Here is a 16,119-nt window from a genome sequence, read left to right on the forward strand (position 1 = left end):
CGGACTTTCCGGGGCCTCGATCCATTGAGATCCGATGGCGGCTGATGACAGGGTTTGCTGACAGCTAGGGTCGGATGCGACCACCGACACGGGGAGCGGCATGGCCAACCTGGTCTACAAGAGGGTGTCGACCGACCAGCAGTCGACCGACCGTCAGAACCTGGTCCTGGACGAGGCCGGGATCGAGGACCCGGTCGTCTTCGAGGAGGAACCCGGCACCTCCAGCCGCCTCCACCCGCTGGAACGGCCGAAGTTCGGCGAGCTGCTCACGTACGCACGGCCGAGCGACACCGTGCACATCTCCGAGATGTTCCGCCTGGTGCGCGGCACCACTCACATCCTCGACGTGCTCGACGTCCTCCACCGTGACCGTCTCGCCCTGCGCATCCACGACGGCGCGTTCTCCGGCATGGACCTCACCGCACGCCACCCGCGCACCGGGGAACTGCTGTCCACCGTGAAGTTCATGGTGCAGACTCTCGCCGCCGCCGGCGAACTCCAGCGCGACCTCCAGCGTGAGCTGACATACGACGGACTGCGGGCCGCCGAAGCCAAGGGCAACAAAGGCGGGCGCCGCCCGGTCGTCACCGCAGCGAAGGCCGCCGCCGTCCGCGCCGCATACCTGGGCGGCCAGTCCATCGCCGCTCTGGCCCGAGATCACCACGTCAGCCGCGGTGCCATCCGTACCGCGATCGCCGACCTCCTGCCCGCACACACCGCCGTCGACCAGGACGTCCCGGCTCCGGAGCTGCCCGTCGTCCTCGACATGCCGGGCAAGGTCGCCGACTTCCTCCGCGCCGCTGAACTGGGCGACACTGAGCGAGCCGCGCTCGACCAGGGCCAGCCCGTACGACGCGGCACGGGCTACACCCTCCGTGTCACCGCCGTGCCCGCGGTCCACCGCCAACTCCTCGACCGCTGCCAGGTCCTCGACGGTGCAGGCGCGATCCCCGCCCAGCGCAAGGCCCGCCGCGAGTACGAGAACCGCGTCAGCACGCTCACACCGATCGGGCCATGATCAGTACAGTCCGGGCACGGCGCCGGAGGAGTGGCCAGGGGCCATCCACTCGTGCAATGCGAACCGGCGGTACACATTCGGTCCGACGACCCTGTCGTACTCCCCGATGGCCGCGCGATCGAGCGCATCGTTCCAGCGATGCATCCAGTAGCGATCCGCGACCCAGTAGACGGTCTCGGCGACGGACGAACCGTCGATGACCAGGCTGTGGTCACGGACCCGGCGCAGGCCCTCGGCAAGGTCATCCGTCGTAATCGGCGTCCCCTTGCTGGCGGCGACGGCGGCGAGCTCGTCATCGACGGCATCCACCCCATGCTCCAGGGCGTAATCGAGGGACTCGATCGCGGCTTCCCGGCCGTCCCTGAGGTACTCGGCGTACTCCTGGCCGCCGCGCTCCAGCCGGGCGGCGAACTCCTCGGTGGTGAACTTGCCGCGGCTTCGGGCGACCAGTCCGGCCAGCATCGTGGCCTGGCCCTGGGGCTCCTCGGCGGTTTCGGTGGCCAGGCGCCGGCGGGCGGCGGTGTACGAGATGCCTTCGGCGTCGGCGAGTTCGCGGACGTCCTTCTTGAACTGCTTGTCGGTGGTCACGGTCTCTCCCGAGTCCCGGTGACGGCGAAGACCCCACGCATCCCCACCGCGGGCACGGAGCCACGGACAGGCGAATGTCAGCGCGTGAGGCGGTGCCCCTTGTCCTCATTGCCGCTCGCGGCGTGGGCGCGATGCGACTCGGAGTCGGGCCGACGCAAGGCGGCCGACTTCCACTTTAGGACGCCGGATGCTCCCGGGACACGCATCACCACGCGATCCGTAGCCCCGATCACACGCTGTCAAAACTTCTGACAGCAACACCGGTTATCTGGTCCGTTCCTACCGGACCCCCCTCCTCCGCCACACCGATGCCGAAGTCGGTGGCGAGCCCGGCCAGCCCGGAGGCGTACCCCTGTCCCACCGCGCGGAACTTCCACTGCCCGTTCCGCAGATACAGCTCTCCGCCGATGAACGCGGTCTCGGTCGTCGCCTCCAGGTCGAATCGCGCCAGCTCGTCCCCCGTCCCGGCGTCCAGCAGCCGGAGCACCGGCCCGGACAGCAGGCCGAAGGTGCCGCGGTCCACCGAGGCGGCCAGCACGACCCGCTCGATGTCCGCCTCCAGTCCGCCCAGGTTCACCTCGATCGTGTCCGTGACGGCACCGGAGCCCTGCTGTTTGCCGAGATGGCGTACGGCACTGGAGGCGTGGTGCGGCTGGTTGTAGAAGACGAAGTCGCCGTCGCCACGCGCTCGTCCACCGCCGGTGAGCAGCAGCGCCGAAGCGTCGGCGTCCGGTGCCCCCGGCGCGGGTACCCAGGTCAGTACCGCCCGTACCGCGGAGGAAGCGACCGGAAGATTCGCGCCCTTACTCATAGATGCGGATGCCATGGACTCAATGTGGCTGAGGCGGTGGAAATCCGGACAGGGCTTCCACCGCCCGACGGGCCTCCGTACCGGGGTCAGTCCGCGAGCGGCAGATAGACCCGGTTTCCGTTCGCCGCGAATTCCCTGGACTTCTGGAGCATGCCCTCGGCGATCTCCTCATCCGTCGCGGCCGAGGCGGGCTGGTCACCACCGAACTGCTCGGTGATGCTCCTGCTGATTTTCATGGAGCAGAATTTCGGACCGCACATCGAGCAGAAGTGCGCGGTCTTGGCGGGCTCGGCCGGAAGCGTCTCGTCGTGGAACTCCCTCGCGGTGTCCGGGTCGAGAGCCAGATTGAACTGGTCCTCCCACCGGAACTCGAAACGGGCGTCCGAGAGGGCGTCGTCCCATTCCTGGGCTCCCGGGTGCCCCTTGGCGAGATCGGCCGCGTGTGCGGCGATCTTGTAGGTGATGACACCGGTCTTCACATCGTCCCGGTTCGGCAGACCGAGATGTTCCTTGGGGGTGACGTAGCAGAGCATGGCCGTGCCCCACCAGGCGATCATCGCCGCTCCGATGCCGGAGGTGATGTGGTCGTACGCGGGAGCCACATCCGTCGTGAGCGGGCCGAGCGTATAGAAGGGGGCCTCCTCGCAGATCTCCTGCTGGAGGTCGATGTTCTCCTTGATCTTGTGCATCGGGACATGACCGGGGCCCTCGATCATCGTCTGAACCTGAAAACGCCTGGCGATCCGGTTGAGTTCCCCGAGGGTCCGCAACTCCGCGAACTGCGCCTCGTCGTTGGCGTCCGCGATCGAGCCGGGCCGCAGCCCGTCCCCGAGCGAGTAGGTCACGTCGTAGGCGGCGAGGATCTCGCACAGTTCCTCGAAGTTCTCGTAGAGGAACGATTCCCTGTGGTGCGCGAGGCACCAGGCCGCCATGATCGAGCCGCCGCGCGAGACGATCCCCGTCTTGCGGCGGGCGGTGAGCGGGACATGGCGCAGCAGCACTCCGGCGTGGACGGTCATGTAGTCGACGCCCTGCTCGGCCTGTTCGATCACCGTGTCCTTGTAGATCTCCCAGCTCAGCTCCTCGGCCCTGCCGTCGACCTTCTCCAGGGCCTGGTAGAGCGGGACGGTGCCGATCGGCACGGGTGAGTTGCGCAGTACCCATTCGCGGGTGGTGTGGATATTGCGGCCGGTCGACAGGTCCATCACCGTGTCGGCTCCCCAGCGGGTCGCCCAGGTCATCTTCTCGACCTCCTCCTCGATGGAGGAGGTGACGGCGGAGTTGCCGATATTGGCGTTGACCTTCACCAGGAACCTCTTGCCGATGATCATCGGCTCGATCTCCGGGTGGTTGACATTGGCCGGGAGCACCGCGCGGCCCGCGGCGATCTCCTCCCGTACGACCTCGGGAGAAACGTTCTCCCGGATGGCCACGTACTCCATCTCCGGGGTGATCTCTCCCCGTCGGGCGTACGCGAGCTGGGTCACCGGCCCTCCGTCACGGCTCCGGCGGGGCCGGCGCGGACGGCCGGGGAAGACCGCGTCGAGGTTCCTGAGCCCGCCGCGCGGAGACGTGTGCTTGATCCCGTCGTCCTCGGGGCGCACGGGACGGCCCTCGTACTCCTCCGTGTCACCGCGCGCGGTGATCCAGTGCTCCCGCAGCGGCGGCAGGCCACGGCGTACATCGGTCTCGACGGTGGGGTCGGTGTACGGACCGGATGTGTCGTACAGCGTCACATCCGTGCCATTGGTGAGGTGCACCTGACGGACCGGCACCCGGAGGCCGGGGCGCGAACCCTCGACGTACCCCTTGTGCCAGCCCGGCTTGCGCTCGCCGGCCCCGACGGCCCGGACGGCGCTGTGGTCGGCGGCGTTCTGGTCGGCGGCAGGCGTGCGTGCGTCCTGAACGGTCATGAGACCTACTCCCTACGCCGGCATTACCCGGTAACAGGTTCGGCGGTCGACGCAGCGGTTTCCGCAGACGGCGTACTGGCGTTGGCCAGACGGGTCGTACGGCGATCAGCGCCCTCTCAGCCCGGTGCTCCGAGCTCCCGCGTGTGCAAAGGTGCCACCACGCTAGCGTCATTTCTGGCGTGCTGAACAGGGGCCCCGGCCCGTTCTTGCGATGATCGGCCGGTGACCTCTTCACCGCCCGACCATCAGCAGCCGCACGGACCACCGGGGCCCCGGCGGCCACAGGAGCCGTCGGAGCCGCCGGAACCCCCCGCGCACTCCCACGGCCACACCCACAATCATGGCCCGGCGGCCCCCGTCTCCCGGCATCTGCGCAAGGTCATCGCCGCGGTGCTGATTCCGTTCGCCACCGCGGTCGCCGTGGGTCTGGTGGTCCTGTGGCCCGGCTCCGCGCCCGGCCATGAGCGCACCGGGGTGGGCTTCGACCGTCAGACCCAGCAGGGCACGGTGACCCGGGTCGACGCCGTCGACTGCAAGGACGTGAACGCCGCGCAGGTCCCGCCCACGGGCGACACCAGTACTCCCCAGGGCCGCGAGGCGGTCAACGCGCGGAAGGGCGAGTGCGGGAAGGCAACCGTCAAGGTCACCAGCGGCAAGGACGCGGGCCGCACCTTCACCGAGATCATCCAGCCGGACGCGCCACGGCAGCTGGAGAAGGGGCAGGGGGTGGTGGTCGCCTTCGCCCCCGACGCGCCCCGCGATCTCCAGTACTCCGTGATCGATGTGAACCGCAAGGTCCCGATGGCCGTGCTCGCGGGGATCTTCGCGCTGGCGGTGGTGCTGGTGGGGCGGATGCGCGGGGTGATGGCGCTGGTCGCACTCGCCGCCTCCTTTGCCGTACTGACGCTGTTCATCCTGCCCGCGATCCTGGAAGGCTCCAATCCGCTGATCGTGGCGGTCGTCGGGTCGAGCGCCATCATGCTGATCGCGCTGTACCTCTGCCACGGGCTGACCGCGCGGACGTCGGTAGCGGTGCTCGGCACGCTGATCTCGCTGCTGCTGATCGGACTGCTCGGCTCGGTGTTCATCGACTGGGCGGACCTGTCCGGCAACACCGACGACAACACGGGTCTGATCCACGGTCTGTATCCCGGGATCGACATGAGCGGTCTGCTGCTGGCGGGCGTGATCATCGGCTCGCTCGGTGTGCTCGACGATGTGACGGTCACCCAGACGTCGGCCGTGTGGGAGCTGCGGCAGGCCGATCCCGGAATGGGGCCCCGGGCGCTGTACCGCGCCGCCATCCGGATCGGGCGGGATCACATCGCGTCCGTGGTCAATACGCTCGTCCTGGCCTACGCGGGTGCCGCGCTGCCGCTGCTCCTGCTGTTCACCATCGCCCAGAGCAGTGTGGGCACGGTCGCCAACAGCGAACTGGTGGCGGAGGAGATCGTCCGGACGCTGGTCGGGTCGATCGGTCTGGTCGCGTCCGTGCCGGTGACCACCGCGCTCGCGGCGCTGGTCGTCTCCGCCGACCGGCCGGGGGCCGACGACCCGGTGGCGAGGAGTGTGGCGCCCCCGCGCGGCGGTGCGCCGGGGCCGGGCGGGCTCGGTGGACTCGGGCTCCCGGGGCGGGGCGGCACAGGTCGCCGCCGCAGAAAATAGCCCGGGCGGCAGCGGGGAGAGAGCGTCCGAGCCGGGCGTACGGTCCGGGGCCGGGAAGCTGGCGGGGGCAAGGGTCGGCGGTCTGGACCGGGACCGCGGGCAGGGGCGGGGACGGGGGTGGGCGTACGGACCGGGGCGCGGTCCGGGGTCGTGACGGTGGCGGGCCCGGGATCCGGGCCCGGGCGGGATCCGGCGTACGGACCGGGGCTGGACCCTGCGACGGACCACGGCGGAACAGGGGATCCGGGATACGGACCGGGGCGGGACCCGTGGTGCGGAGGGTCCGCCTCCGGCTCAGCCCGCGTTCTCCTCCGCGAGGATGGTCCTCAGCGCCTTCTCCAGGGCGTCCTCGAAGTCGCCGAACGCCCGCTCCTGCCCCAGCGGCACCAGTCGGTCCGTGCGGTCGAGGAAGGCGACGACCGGCGCGGCGCTCACCTGGAACAGCGCCCGCTCCCCGCCCACCTGGAGGCGGATGCCGAGGTCGGACAGCTCCTCGGGACCCATGGGAGCGATATGCACATCGCCGTCCCCGCTCGGCCCGACGATGCCGTCGAGCAGCAGATCGCGACTGAAGGCCCAGGTCACAGGCACATCCCCGGGCAAATGGAAGGTCATCCGCACGGCGTACGGATCCTCCGTCCCGTATCGCAGCTCCACCGGGATCCGGAACGAGAGCTCCTCGGACACAAGAAAGCTCATCAGGACCTCGGCCTGGACCGACTCATGCATCGTGTACCCCGCAGTGGATGAAGCCTGCTAGAAGAAGCTTGCAGAAAACGGTCAGGAAGGATTCCCCTGAACCTCTTGGTGCAATCGTGCTCTAAGCGACCAGAGAACTACAAGGAGTGATTTTTCAGATACTGATAGAGAACGCGAGGGAGCTCAGCAACCCGCCTATGCCCTTGCGCAGTTGCTCGATCGCGGGTAGCAGCCGCTCCTCCTGATGCAGGGGAAGAGAGATCGCCATGGCCGCCGCGGTGGATCCGGCTGTGATAGGGATCGCCGCGCAGACCGTGCCGAGGGCATATTCCTGCCGTTCCACGACCGGCTGCATACGTTCGACGGCCGCGAGCCGCTCCAGCAGCGCGCGCCGGTCGCGTACGGAATAGGGCGTCACCGGCCGCACGGGATGCCGGTCCAGATGGTCCCGGCGGGCGGCCTCGCCGAGCTGGCTGAGCAGACACTGGCCTACGGCATGGGCATGGCCGGTCTCGCGGAAGTCCGCCCACTCGGTGACGGCGGGGGCGTACGGGGTGTCCGAGACGGCGACGAGTTCGATCTCGCCCTCGCGGTAGACCGCGAAGTAGACGGGGACTCCGATGGCGTCCCGCCAGTGCGCCAGCGTCTCCTCCAGCCTGGTGCGACGATTCTGCATAGACCCGCCAAGGGCCAGCAGCTCCACACCGTCCCCCATGACGAAGACGCCCTTCTCACGGCGCAGATAGTTCTCATGGGTCAGTGTCCGCAGCAGGTGGTAGGCCGTGGGCAGCGGAATGCCCGCCTCCCGGGCGAGCTGCTTCGCCGGCGCCCCGTCCGGATGCGACGCCGCCGCCTCCAGCAGCCTGAGCGCCCGCTGTACCGAGCCGATCAGTGTGGGAACGGCGGCATGTGTGCCGGCGGCGTTCGTGAATGTGTCCAAAGGTCACCCCCGGGCATCGTGACGGGCGACTCGCCCGCCCGCGGGGGCCGTCCCCGTGTGCCCGCCGCGCGGCCCCTCGGAGGATTCCCACCTCGGTCCCAGGGGGGCGCTCAAGAGGTCACAAGAGGGCTCACTAGGGGTGGTGAATCCGGAAGCCTGGCAGCGGATTGCCACTGTAATGGTCGCCCTACCCCCTGGACCTGGGGTTTGGGGGGTGTTCCCCCGGCTGGGTTAACACCCGTACCGACAGTGGTTACCAGTCACCGCGCGAGTTCGAAGAGGTCATGAACTTCCGTACGACGAAGACCAGTCCACCCACGAGCGCGACCAGGGCGAGGGCCTTGAAGAGCAGACCGATCACAAATCCGACGACGCTCGTGATCAGTCCGCCGAAAACGGCCAGCACGATGACGGGCACCGCGACCCACTTCACCCACCACGGCATCCCTGCGAATATCCCTCGCACGGCCATCGCTCCTCCTCGTATTTCTGAGTTCCTGCCCTCGATGCTAGGCGGACGGAGCGCGGGAACGGTGGGCTCCGGGCCCTTGAACTCCCCTGATCCGCCCCCTAGGGCGCCCGGTGCGCGGGATCAGCTCTCGGGGGGAGAGAAGACCACCATCACCCGCAGATCCTCCGTGATGTGGTGGAACTTGTGCGGCGCCCCGGCAGGGACGTAGATCACACTGCCGCGTGCGACCTGGTTCGTCTCCGTGCCCACCGTGATCGCGGCCCGGCCGCTGACGACGAAGTAGACCTCGTCCTGGCCGTGGGGCTGCTGCGGATCCAGCGCCCCCGCGTCGAGCGCGTAGAGACCGACCGACATATTCCGCTCGCGGAGGAACTGGAGATACGCGCCGTCGTTCGCGGCGCGCTCCGCCTCCAGCTCGTCCAGCCGGTATGCCTTCATCCCGCGTCCGCCCCTGCCCTCGTTCCGATCATGTCTGCCACGATCAGACACATGAAGAATTTCGTAGTCAAGACGATCGCGAACGCGGTGGCCCTGGCTGTGGCCATATGGCTGGTCGCGGACATCACGCTCACCGGTGACAGCACCGGGAAGAAGACGCTGGCCCTGGTGCTGGTCGCCCTGATCTTCGGGCTGGTCAACGTAGTCGTCAAGCCCCTGGTGCAGCTGCTGGCGCTGCCGCTGTTCATCCTCACCCTCGGGCTGATCACCCTGGTCATCAACGCGCTGATGCTGCTGCTGACCTCCTGGCTGGCCGACACGGTCGGTCTGGGTTTCCAGGTCGAGGGCTTCTGGACCGCCGTGCTCGGCGCGCTGATCATCTCGGTGGTCTCCTGGGCCGTGAACGTCGCCCTGCCCGACGGCGACTGAGCCCGATCCCGCAGGATGGGGTGACAGGCGGACACGCGGCACGAGGAGCGGCAGGGCAATGAGCGCAGGCGCCGGAGACGGTACGCGGGCGGTACGGGCGGGACTGCCCGAGCCGGTGAAGTACGAGCCGACCCTGCCGGGCCCGGTGTTCGCGGCCCACTTCCATCTCCCGGGCGAGCCGGTCGGCCCGTACACCTACGGCCGGGACTCCAATCCGACCTGGACTCTTCTGGAGCGGGCGATCGGGGAGCTGGAGGCGCCCGGGGAGCCCGTCGAGACCGTCGCCTTCGCCTCCGGGATGGCCGCGATCTCCGCCGTGCTGTTCTCCCTGCTGCGGGCGGGGGACGCGGTGGTGCTGCCCGCCGACGGCTATCAGGCGCTGCCCCTGGTGGGCGAGCAGCTCACGGCGTACGGAGTGGAGGTCAGGACCGCGCCGACGGGCGGCGACGCACAGCTTTCCCAGCTCAAGGGGGCACGGCTGCTGTGGATCGAGACCCCCTCCAACCCGGGGCTCGATGTGTGCGACGTACGGCGGCTGACCGGGGCCGCACACGCCGCCGGCGCCCTGGTCGCCGTCGACAACACCCTGGCGACCCCGCTCGGCCAGCGCCCCCTGGAGCTGGGTGCCGACTTCTCCGTGGCCAGTGACACCAAGGGCATGACCGGCCATGGCGATCTGCTGCTCGGCCATGTGACCTGCCGTGACACCGCTCTCGCGGCCCAGGTGCGGCGCTGGCGCAAGATCGCCGGGGCGATTCCGGGGCCGATGGAGGCATGGCTGGCCCACCGTTCGCTCGCCACCCTCCAGCTGCGGATCGAGCGGCAGTGCGCCAATGCGCTCGCCCTCGCCGAAGCGCTCCAGGAGCGGGACGAGATCACGGGGCTGCGCTATCCGGGGCTGCCGTCGGATCCCTCGTACGCGAACGCCACCCGCCAGATGAGGCGGTACGGCGCGGTGGTCTCCTTCGTACTGCCCGACCGCGGCCACGCGGAACGCTTCCTGGGAGCGCTCCGGCTGGTCGACGACGCGACGAGCTTCGGCGGGGTGCGCTCCTCGGCCGAGCGTCGGGGCCGCTGGGGCGGTGACGCGGTGCCGGAGGGTTTCATCCGCCTCTCGGCGGGCGTGGAGGACCCCGAGGACCTGCTCGCGGATGTGCTGAGGGCGCTCGACGAGGCGCGGTAGGCCCGCGCGGATCGGCCGGGAGCGCCGGAACACCGCCGGTCAGGGGTTCGTTCGCGGAGAGGACGGCGGCTTTCTCGGGGAGAGGATGGCCCGAGCCTCCCCCCTCATGGCTCGGGCCATCCCGGTTCCTTCCCCCGAAGAACCGCGCGAACAAGGCTAGTTGACTGTGCGTCAGTGTCCAATCACAGTAGCGACAGCGACCTATCGACTTATTTATAGTTGGACGGTCTGCGGGCATCGTCGGTCGGGAGGCCATGGGCATGGATCTGGCCCTGCTGCGCACGTTCGTCACGGTGCACCGGGCCGGTTCCTTCACCCGTGCCGCCGCACTGCTCGGGCTCTCCCAGCCCGCCGTGACCGGGCAGATCCGCACCCTGGAACGGCAGCTGGGCCGTCCGCTGTTCCTCCGCCAGGCCCGGGGCGTCACCCCCACCACCATCGGTGACGAACTCGCCCACCGGGCCGCGCCCCATCTGGACGCCCTCGTGGAGATCGCCGAGGCCGGACTGGACGACGAAGCGGGCGTACGCACCCTGCATCTCGCGGGACTTCCCGAGTTCACCTCACTGCGCGCCCTGCCCGCCCTCACCCCGCTGCTCTCCCGGGGGCTGGCGCTGCGGGCCTCCTTCGGGAACTCCGAGGAGACCCTGGAAGGGCTGGCGGCGGGACATCACGATCTGGCCATCACCACGGCCCGGCCGCGCGGTGGGCTGCTGACCTCGACTCCGCTCTGCGACGAGGAACACGTCCTGGTCGCCTCCCCGCGCTGGGCGGCACGGCTGGGGCCCGATGTGCTGCACGGAGGCCATGTCGTACTGGAGCAGTTGCCCGTGGTGGAGGTCCATGAGTCCCTGCCGCTGGTCTCGCGCTACTGGTCCGCCGTCTTCGAATCCCGGCCCGCCGCCGCCGGCACCGTGATCGCCCCCGATCTGCGTGCCGTTCTGGAGACCGCCGCCTCCGGCGCGGGGCTCGCCGTCCTGCCGCGCTATCTGTGCGAGGACGCGCTGGAACGCGGGCGGCTGGTGGCGCTGCTCGACCCCCCGGTGCCTCCGCTGCGCACCTATTTCCTCGTCGTACGCACCGGAACCCTCGCCCTGCCGCATATCGCGCGGGCCCATGAAGGGCTGCTGCGCGCGGCCGTCGACTGGTGAGCGGGCGGCAGCGGGTTTCAGGACGGGCCGTCCGGGCCATTTTCCAGTCATGACCGAACGCCCCGTGGTCAGGCGCACCGCACGCGCCATCCTGCTCGACGGCGACGATCTGATCCTGATCAAGCGCACCAAGCCCGGTGTGGATCCCTACTGGCTGACGCCCGGCGGCGGGGTCGAGCCCGATGACGCCACCGTCATCGACGCCCTCCACCGCGAGCTGGACGAGGAACTGGGCGCCAAAATCACCGATATCGTGCCCTGCTTCGTCGACACCGTCGAGCACATCGCGGACGGCGGAGTGACGGGCGTCAAGGTCCAGCACTTCTTCGTCTGCCGCCTGGAGTCCATGGACCCCGCGCTGCGCCATGGCCCGGAGGTCGACGAACCCAGTGGGGAGTACGAGATCGTACGGGTCCCCTTCAGCCGGATGGGGATCGCCGGGGTCCATCTCGTACCGCTGTCGCTGCGGCACTACCTCGACGGCAATATCGAGGGTGTACGGGCGATGCACGCGCCCGACCTGGGCTGACCATTCCCGGGGAACCGTCCCTGGACACCGGACAGACCGCTGTCACCCAGGTCCGGAGTGGCCGCAGAGCCGCGCTGAGTCATTGCCTGCCCCAGGCGTCGCCCGTCTTGGGCGGCGACCGGGGCAGGGGCATGTACGCCGAGGCTAGTACCGCCGTTTACTCCCGCTGTCAGACGCGGGACGACAGCTCTGCCCGGCACGGTGTTTCACGTGAAACCACTGAAGCGTCCCCGACGGCGTGCCGTCCTTGTCATCCATATCTCCGCGTCCGCCGGCTGGCTCGGGCTCACGCTCGGCCTGCTCGCTCTGGCGACCACGGCGATCACCACGGACTCCGGCACCATGACCGAGGCGGCGGCCCGCTCGATGAAGGTCTTCACCGACTGGCTGGTGCTGCCCCTCGCCCTGCTGACCCTGCTCAGCGGACTCACTCTGGCCCTCGGCACCCCCTGGGGTCTGCTGCGGCACCGCTGGGTCGTCACCAAGTTCTGCATCACTCTGGTGACCGTCACAGCCTCGGTCTTCGCCCTGCGACCGGGCGTCGATCACGCGGTCCGGAGCGTGGCCTCAGGTGCCCCGCTGCCCAGTGAGAACGATCTGGTGATGGGCCCGATCGTCTCCTTCAGCGCCTATCTCTTGATGACCGTCATCTCCGTACTGAAGCCATGGGGGCTCACCCGTCGTGGTCGGCGTCTGCGCGCGGGGGCCACTTCCCGGAAAACACTGGACGAGCGATCACCGGGCCAGACAGTCTGATCCTTATGCCAACTCCTCTCCCGGAACTCCCCATTCGCCGTCTCACCATGGACGACCTTGTTGCCTGTGCCGATCTCGCGGAAGACCGTGGCTGGCCTCGCGAGGAGCACAAGTGGGGACTGTTGCTGGCCGCGGGGACCGTGCACGGAATCGACGACCCTTCCGGCAAGGGGCTGGTGGCCAGCTGTGTGGTGACCTCCTACGGCGCTGAACTCTCGGCGATCGGCATGATGGTCGTCGCGCACCGTTACGCGCGTCAGGGCATCGGCCGCCGGATGATGCGGCATGTAGTGGACGAAGCCGGGGCCACCCCGCTCACCCTGTACGCCACCCCGTCCGGACAGCCGCTGTACGAACAGCTGGGCTTCACGTCGGTAGGGCGCGCCGAGATGGTTCGTGGGCGCCTCCGGGACTCCGCCCTCACCGCCGCGGCCGACGCGACCACCCGCCCCGCGACCGCCGAGGATCTTCCGGCGATCGTGCGTCTGGACACCGAGGTCTTCGGACTCGACCGCACCCATATGATCGCCCGGCTGCCGGCCTTCGCCGACCAGCTGAGGGTGGCGGAGGAGGACGGCGTCCTCACGGGGTACGCGGCGGCCTGGCCGAACATGGATACGCATGTCGTGGGCCCGCTGATCGCCGGGGACACCAGAACAGCCAAGGCCCTGATCGCCTCACTCGCCGCAGGGACGGACCGTGTTCTGCGAACGGATCTCGACAGGCGCCATGAGGAGCTGCTGACCTGGGTGAAAGAACACGGCATGGAGACGATCGCCTTCAACGAGGTGATGGTCCATGCCGTCGACGAACTCCCCGGCGACTGGTCCCGGCGCTTCGCCCCGCTCTCACTCGCCTGCGGGTGACCTCGGGGGACGATCGGGGTACGAGCGCCGACGGATACAGGTAGGGCAGGCACGGGTACGGGCCGATCGGGCGAGGTCGGGACGAGGACGATCAGCCCGGGTGGGGCGGACGCGCTGGGACCCGCCGCACGGTGGTCCCGGGCCGGGCGGGTGCGAGATGTTTGCAAGCGCGGAATATTGCGCTTGTCGTCTACCCTGGATGCAGCGCCCTGTTGTCGGGCAACGGTCGGGCAACCAGCGGATCGAGCACAGGGCAGCACGGAGGAGGAACAGTGATGACCGCCACGGATCCCGCACTCACGGCGCTCTCCCAGAGCTGGTGCGCCCTCTCTCTGCTCCACGGGAAGATCGAGGCCCAGGTCGAGCGGGCTCTGGAGGGCAAGCACGGTCTCAGCGTGCGTGAGTACTCCCTCCTGAACGTCCTCAGCCGCCAGCACGACGGCCCCGGCGGCCACCTTCAGATGAAGCAGGTCGCCGACGCCGTCGTACTCAGCCAGAGCGCGACGACCCGGCTGGTCACCCGGCTCGAAGACCGGGGACTGCTGACCCGCTATCTGTGCGACACCGACCGCCGAGGGATCTACACCGATGTGACCGAAGCCGGACTGGCGCTGCTCGCCGAGGCCCGGCCCACCAATGACGCGGCACTGCGCGAGGCCTTCGACGAGGCCGCCAAGAACCCCGCGCTTGCTCCACTGGTCCAGACGGTCGAGGAGCTGCGGCCCCCCGCCTAGTGCTGTGGCCGGATAGGTTTGCCGTGGGCCCGCGGCGTCCGGTGCGGTGCAGCGCAAGGCGGAGGTCCGCAGCTCGTACTCGCCGTACTCGCGCGGTCCGACAACGCGGCTGGGGGTACCTCCGGGCCGCCAGGCCCAGGGGGAGCCGTGCAGGGCGTCGCGGGCCGGTGAACCTTTCCGGTCACAGCACTAGCCTTCCGGATGGGAGTGTTTCACGTGAAACACCGTCACGGCCGCAGCCCGCGCCAGCCTTCCTTGTCGACTCCGCCGGGCACTCCGGCGTCCTGCTCATAGGGCTCGCGGGTGAAGACGAAGGACCCGACATCGAGATGGCGTACGGATCCGTCGTCCCTGCGGACCACCTGGAGCGTCTCCCCCGCGTAGTAGCCGTTCTGGCCGGTCCAGGTCCCGTCCCGCTCCGCGACGAACCGGGCCCCTCGGCCCGAGCCGCTCAGAGGCTGGAGCTCCAGCACCCGGTCGGGGAGCAGCCGCAGCCCAAAGGACTGGGTACCCCAGTACCAGGGTCCGGTCAGTACCAGAAGATCCGGTTCGGCCTCCCGCAGGGGCCGCCAGGGTTCGGGGATACGCGGCTCGGCCTCGGCCACGATCCGGACGAGGTCGGCGGTGACGGCCCCCACGGGCGGCCCCGAGGTCGCGTTGGCGAGCACCACCGCGGCCACCGCGTCCTCCACGCTCACCCAGAGCCCCGCGACAAAGCCGGGTAGCGAGCCGGTATGACCCACGAGGGTGCGGCCGTCCTGCCCCAGGATCTGAGTTCCCAGTCCATAGACGCTGCCGAGGGCGCCGGTCTCGGCGGGTACGGACGGTGCACGCATCTCCCGTACGGAGGACGCGCTCAGCACCCGGTCGTCGCCTTCGGCGAGGAAGACGGCGAACCGGCAGAGGTCGGCGACCGTCGACCACAGCTGTCCGGCCGGGGCCATCAGCCCGAGGTCCTCGGGGGGTTCCGGCAGCAGCACATCGGCCCAGGGATGCACCGCCCAGCCGTTGGCGTACGGAGCCCCCGGCTGGACACTCGTACGCTCCAGGGCCAGCGGTTCCAGGATCTCCCGCCGCAGTACGTCCGCCCAGGCCGCGCCGCGTACCGCCTCGACCAGGGAGCCGAGGAGCGTATAGCCGGGGTTGGAGTAGTGGAAGCGACGGCCGATCGGATGCATCCGCGTCCGGTCCCCCAGCACATCGGCCAGCTCGGGCCGCAGCGAAGCGGGAGTCCGCTCCCACCACGGTGCCGGCGACTCGGCGCTCAGACCGGCGCTGTGGGCGAGCAGTTGGGCGATGGTCACGTCCCCGACGCCCGACCCGGGCAGATGCTTGTCCAGGGGGTCGTTCAGATCGAGCAGCCCCTCGTCCCGCAGCCTCATCACCAGGACGGCCGTGAAGGTCTTGGTGATGGAGCCGATGCGGTACTGCGTCTCGGCGTTTGCCGGCGTCCCGTCGCCACCGGACCGGGCCCCGGTCCACACCAGCCGGCCCTCACGCGCCACCCCGGCGACGAGCGAGGGCGCCCGCCCATCCGACTGAGCGACGGCGATGCGATGCAGAAGGGCTCGCTCGGTGGCGGGCAGGAGCTGCTGCTCTGACAGGGATGAGGTCATGACGCAGGTCTATCGCCGACCGGGTGTCCGAGTCGACCGCACGGCCCGCCATTACGCGACGCGCGGAAGCCCTCGGGCCCTCGGCCGCTCAGGAAGTGAGGCCGCTCCGCACCTGGAGCCATGCCTCCGGCCGGGAAGTGAGGCGCCCCGCCAAGAGTGCATAACCGCCGCCCGGGACACTCTCGCCAATCTCTTCGAACCCGAACCCGAACCCGAGGCCGGGTCCGAGCCCGAGCGCGCCGGGATCCGGTTGCCGACCGAGCGGCTGGCGGCGCCGCTCCTCGGGCGACCAGCCGCAACGCGAACACGGA

General features: G+C 69.5%; 16 protein-coding genes, 1 pseudogene and 1 riboswitch. Of the genes and pseudogenes, 9 read left to right on the forward strand and 8 right to left on the reverse strand.

The window, feature by feature from the left end:
• The first annotated feature begins 100 nt into the window (after positions 1-100).
• On the forward strand, positions 101-1,018 hold the full coding sequence (locus ACIBCM_RS12905; RefSeq protein WP_399242324.1) for a recombinase family protein: 918 nt from the start codon (positions 101-103) through the stop codon (positions 1,016-1,018).
• On the opposite strand, the gene ACIBCM_RS12910 is transcribed toward ACIBCM_RS12905, so the two are convergent.
• From ACIBCM_RS12910 to thiC, 3 genes and pseudogenes are all read right to left on the reverse strand, one after another.
• Positions 1,019-1,606: a hypothetical protein gene (locus ACIBCM_RS12910; RefSeq protein WP_399242326.1), complete on the reverse strand. Its 588-nt coding sequence runs from the start codon at positions 1,604-1,606 to the stop codon at positions 1,019-1,021.
• A gap of 283 nt (positions 1,607-1,889) precedes the next feature.
• Positions 1,890-2,417, reverse strand: a pseudogene (locus tag ACIBCM_RS12915) (TerD family protein); the annotation flags it as partial.
• A gap of 86 nt (positions 2,418-2,503) precedes the next feature.
• Positions 2,504-4,330, reverse strand: coding sequence for a phosphomethylpyrimidine synthase ThiC (gene thiC, locus ACIBCM_RS12920; RefSeq protein WP_399242327.1), 1,827 nt, complete (start codon positions 4,328-4,330; stop codon positions 2,504-2,506).
• Positions 4,323-4,481, reverse strand: a riboswitch (TPP riboswitch). Its footprint overlaps the gene before it by 8 nt.
• 71 nt (positions 4,482-4,552) lie before the next feature.
• Here thiC and ACIBCM_RS12925 point away from each other — a divergent pair.
• On the forward strand, positions 4,553-5,995 hold the full coding sequence (locus tag ACIBCM_RS12925; RefSeq protein ID WP_399242329.1) for a YibE/F family protein: 1,443 nt from the start codon (positions 4,553-4,555) through the stop codon (positions 5,993-5,995).
• A 294-nt stretch (positions 5,996-6,289) separates the two neighbouring features.
• Here ACIBCM_RS12925 and ACIBCM_RS12930 read toward each other — a convergent pair whose 3' ends face one another.
• From ACIBCM_RS12930 to ACIBCM_RS12945, 4 genes are all read right to left on the reverse strand, one after another.
• Complete coding sequence (locus ACIBCM_RS12930) at positions 6,290-6,724, reverse strand: SsgA family sporulation/cell division regulator (protein WP_399242331.1); 435 nt, start codon at positions 6,722-6,724, stop codon at positions 6,290-6,292.
• Between the two features lie 124 nt (positions 6,725-6,848).
• The gene (locus ACIBCM_RS12935; RefSeq protein ID WP_399242697.1) at positions 6,849-7,586 is read right to left on the reverse strand and encodes an IclR family transcriptional regulator; all 738 of its coding nucleotides are present in this window, start codon (positions 7,584-7,586) and stop codon (positions 6,849-6,851) included.
• A gap of 301 nt (positions 7,587-7,887) precedes the next feature.
• Positions 7,888-8,100, reverse strand: a complete 213-nt coding sequence (locus ACIBCM_RS12940) for a DUF5326 family protein (protein WP_399242333.1) — start codon at positions 8,098-8,100, stop codon at positions 7,888-7,890.
• A 126-nt stretch (positions 8,101-8,226) separates the two neighbouring features.
• On the reverse strand, positions 8,227-8,544 hold the full coding sequence (locus tag ACIBCM_RS12945; protein ID WP_399242335.1) for a cupin domain-containing protein: 318 nt from the start codon (positions 8,542-8,544) through the stop codon (positions 8,227-8,229).
• 51 nt (positions 8,545-8,595) lie between these two features.
• Between ACIBCM_RS12945 and ACIBCM_RS12950 the strand changes: the two genes are divergently transcribed.
• From ACIBCM_RS12950 to ACIBCM_RS12980, 7 genes are all read left to right on the forward strand, one after another.
• Positions 8,596-8,973 carry a phage holin family protein gene (locus ACIBCM_RS12950; RefSeq protein ID WP_399242337.1) on the forward strand — a complete coding sequence of 126 codons (378 nt, stop codon included), beginning with the start codon at positions 8,596-8,598 and terminating at the stop codon, positions 8,971-8,973.
• A 58-nt stretch (positions 8,974-9,031) separates the two neighbouring features.
• A complete protein-coding gene (locus tag ACIBCM_RS12955) occupies positions 9,032-10,156 on the forward strand; it encodes a cystathionine gamma-lyase (RefSeq protein ID WP_399242338.1) in 1,125 nt (374 codons plus the stop codon).
• A 260-nt stretch (positions 10,157-10,416) separates the two neighbouring features.
• A complete protein-coding gene (locus ACIBCM_RS12960; RefSeq protein WP_399242341.1) occupies positions 10,417-11,307 on the forward strand; it encodes a LysR family transcriptional regulator in 891 nt (296 codons plus the stop codon).
• A 49-nt stretch (positions 11,308-11,356) separates the two neighbouring features.
• The gene (locus ACIBCM_RS12965) at positions 11,357-11,836 is read left to right on the forward strand and encodes an NUDIX domain-containing protein (RefSeq protein ID WP_399242344.1); all 480 of its coding nucleotides are present in this window, start codon (positions 11,357-11,359) and stop codon (positions 11,834-11,836) included.
• 210 nt (positions 11,837-12,046) lie between these two features.
• Positions 12,047-12,592 (forward strand): DUF2269 domain-containing protein, encoded by a 546-nt coding sequence (locus ACIBCM_RS12970; protein WP_399242346.1) that lies wholly within the window; start codon positions 12,047-12,049, stop codon positions 12,590-12,592.
• 5 nt (positions 12,593-12,597) lie between these two features.
• The gene (locus ACIBCM_RS12975) at positions 12,598-13,458 is read left to right on the forward strand and encodes a GNAT family N-acetyltransferase (RefSeq protein ID WP_399242348.1); all 861 of its coding nucleotides are present in this window, start codon (positions 12,598-12,600) and stop codon (positions 13,456-13,458) included.
• 275 nt (positions 13,459-13,733) lie between these two features.
• A complete protein-coding gene (locus ACIBCM_RS12980) occupies positions 13,734-14,192 on the forward strand; it encodes a MarR family winged helix-turn-helix transcriptional regulator (protein WP_399242351.1) in 459 nt (152 codons plus the stop codon).
• A 227-nt stretch (positions 14,193-14,419) separates the two neighbouring features.
• Here ACIBCM_RS12980 and ACIBCM_RS12985 read toward each other — a convergent pair whose 3' ends face one another.
• On the reverse strand, positions 14,420-15,808 hold the full coding sequence (locus tag ACIBCM_RS12985) for a serine hydrolase domain-containing protein (RefSeq protein ID WP_399242353.1): 1,389 nt from the start codon (positions 15,806-15,808) through the stop codon (positions 14,420-14,422).
• Between the last annotated feature and the right edge of the window lie 311 nt (positions 15,809-16,119).

The sequence above is a fragment of the Streptomyces sp. NPDC051018 genome, assembly GCF_044456085.1.
Taxonomy (GTDB): Bacteria; Actinomycetota; Actinomycetes; order Streptomycetales; family Streptomycetaceae; genus Streptomyces.

What these genes read in the sequence shown, in the direction of transcription:
- ACIBCM_RS12945 (WP_399242335.1), bottom strand. Translation starts at nt 8,544, where the DNA reads ATGAAGGCATACCGGCTGGACGAGCTGGAGGCGGAGCGCGCCGCGAAC.
- ACIBCM_RS12960 (WP_399242341.1), top strand. Translation starts at nt 10,417, where the DNA reads ATGGATCTGGCCCTGCTGCGCACGTTCGTCACGGTGCACCGGGCCGGT.
- ACIBCM_RS12950 (WP_399242337.1), top strand. Translation starts at nt 8,596, where the DNA reads ATGAAGAATTTCGTAGTCAAGACGATCGCGAACGCGGTGGCCCTGGCT.
- ACIBCM_RS12930 (WP_399242331.1), bottom strand. Translation starts at nt 6,724, where the DNA reads ATGCATGAGTCGGTCCAGGCCGAGGTCCTGATGAGCTTTCTTGTGTCC.
- thiC (WP_399242327.1), bottom strand. Translation starts at nt 4,330, where the DNA reads ATGACCGTTCAGGACGCACGCACGCCTGCCGCCGACCAGAACGCCGCC.
- ACIBCM_RS12980 (WP_399242351.1), top strand. Translation starts at nt 13,734, where the DNA reads ATGACCGCCACGGATCCCGCACTCACGGCGCTCTCCCAGAGCTGGTGC.
- ACIBCM_RS12955 (WP_399242338.1), top strand. Translation starts at nt 9,032, where the DNA reads ATGAGCGCAGGCGCCGGAGACGGTACGCGGGCGGTACGGGCGGGACTG.
- ACIBCM_RS12965 (WP_399242344.1), top strand. Translation starts at nt 11,357, where the DNA reads ATGACCGAACGCCCCGTGGTCAGGCGCACCGCACGCGCCATCCTGCTC.
- ACIBCM_RS12975 (WP_399242348.1), top strand. Translation starts at nt 12,598, where the DNA reads ATGCCAACTCCTCTCCCGGAACTCCCCATTCGCCGTCTCACCATGGAC.
- ACIBCM_RS12905 (WP_399242324.1), top strand. Translation starts at nt 101, where the DNA reads ATGGCCAACCTGGTCTACAAGAGGGTGTCGACCGACCAGCAGTCGACC.
- ACIBCM_RS12985 (WP_399242353.1), bottom strand. Translation starts at nt 15,808, where the DNA reads ATGACCTCATCCCTGTCAGAGCAGCAGCTCCTGCCCGCCACCGAGCGA.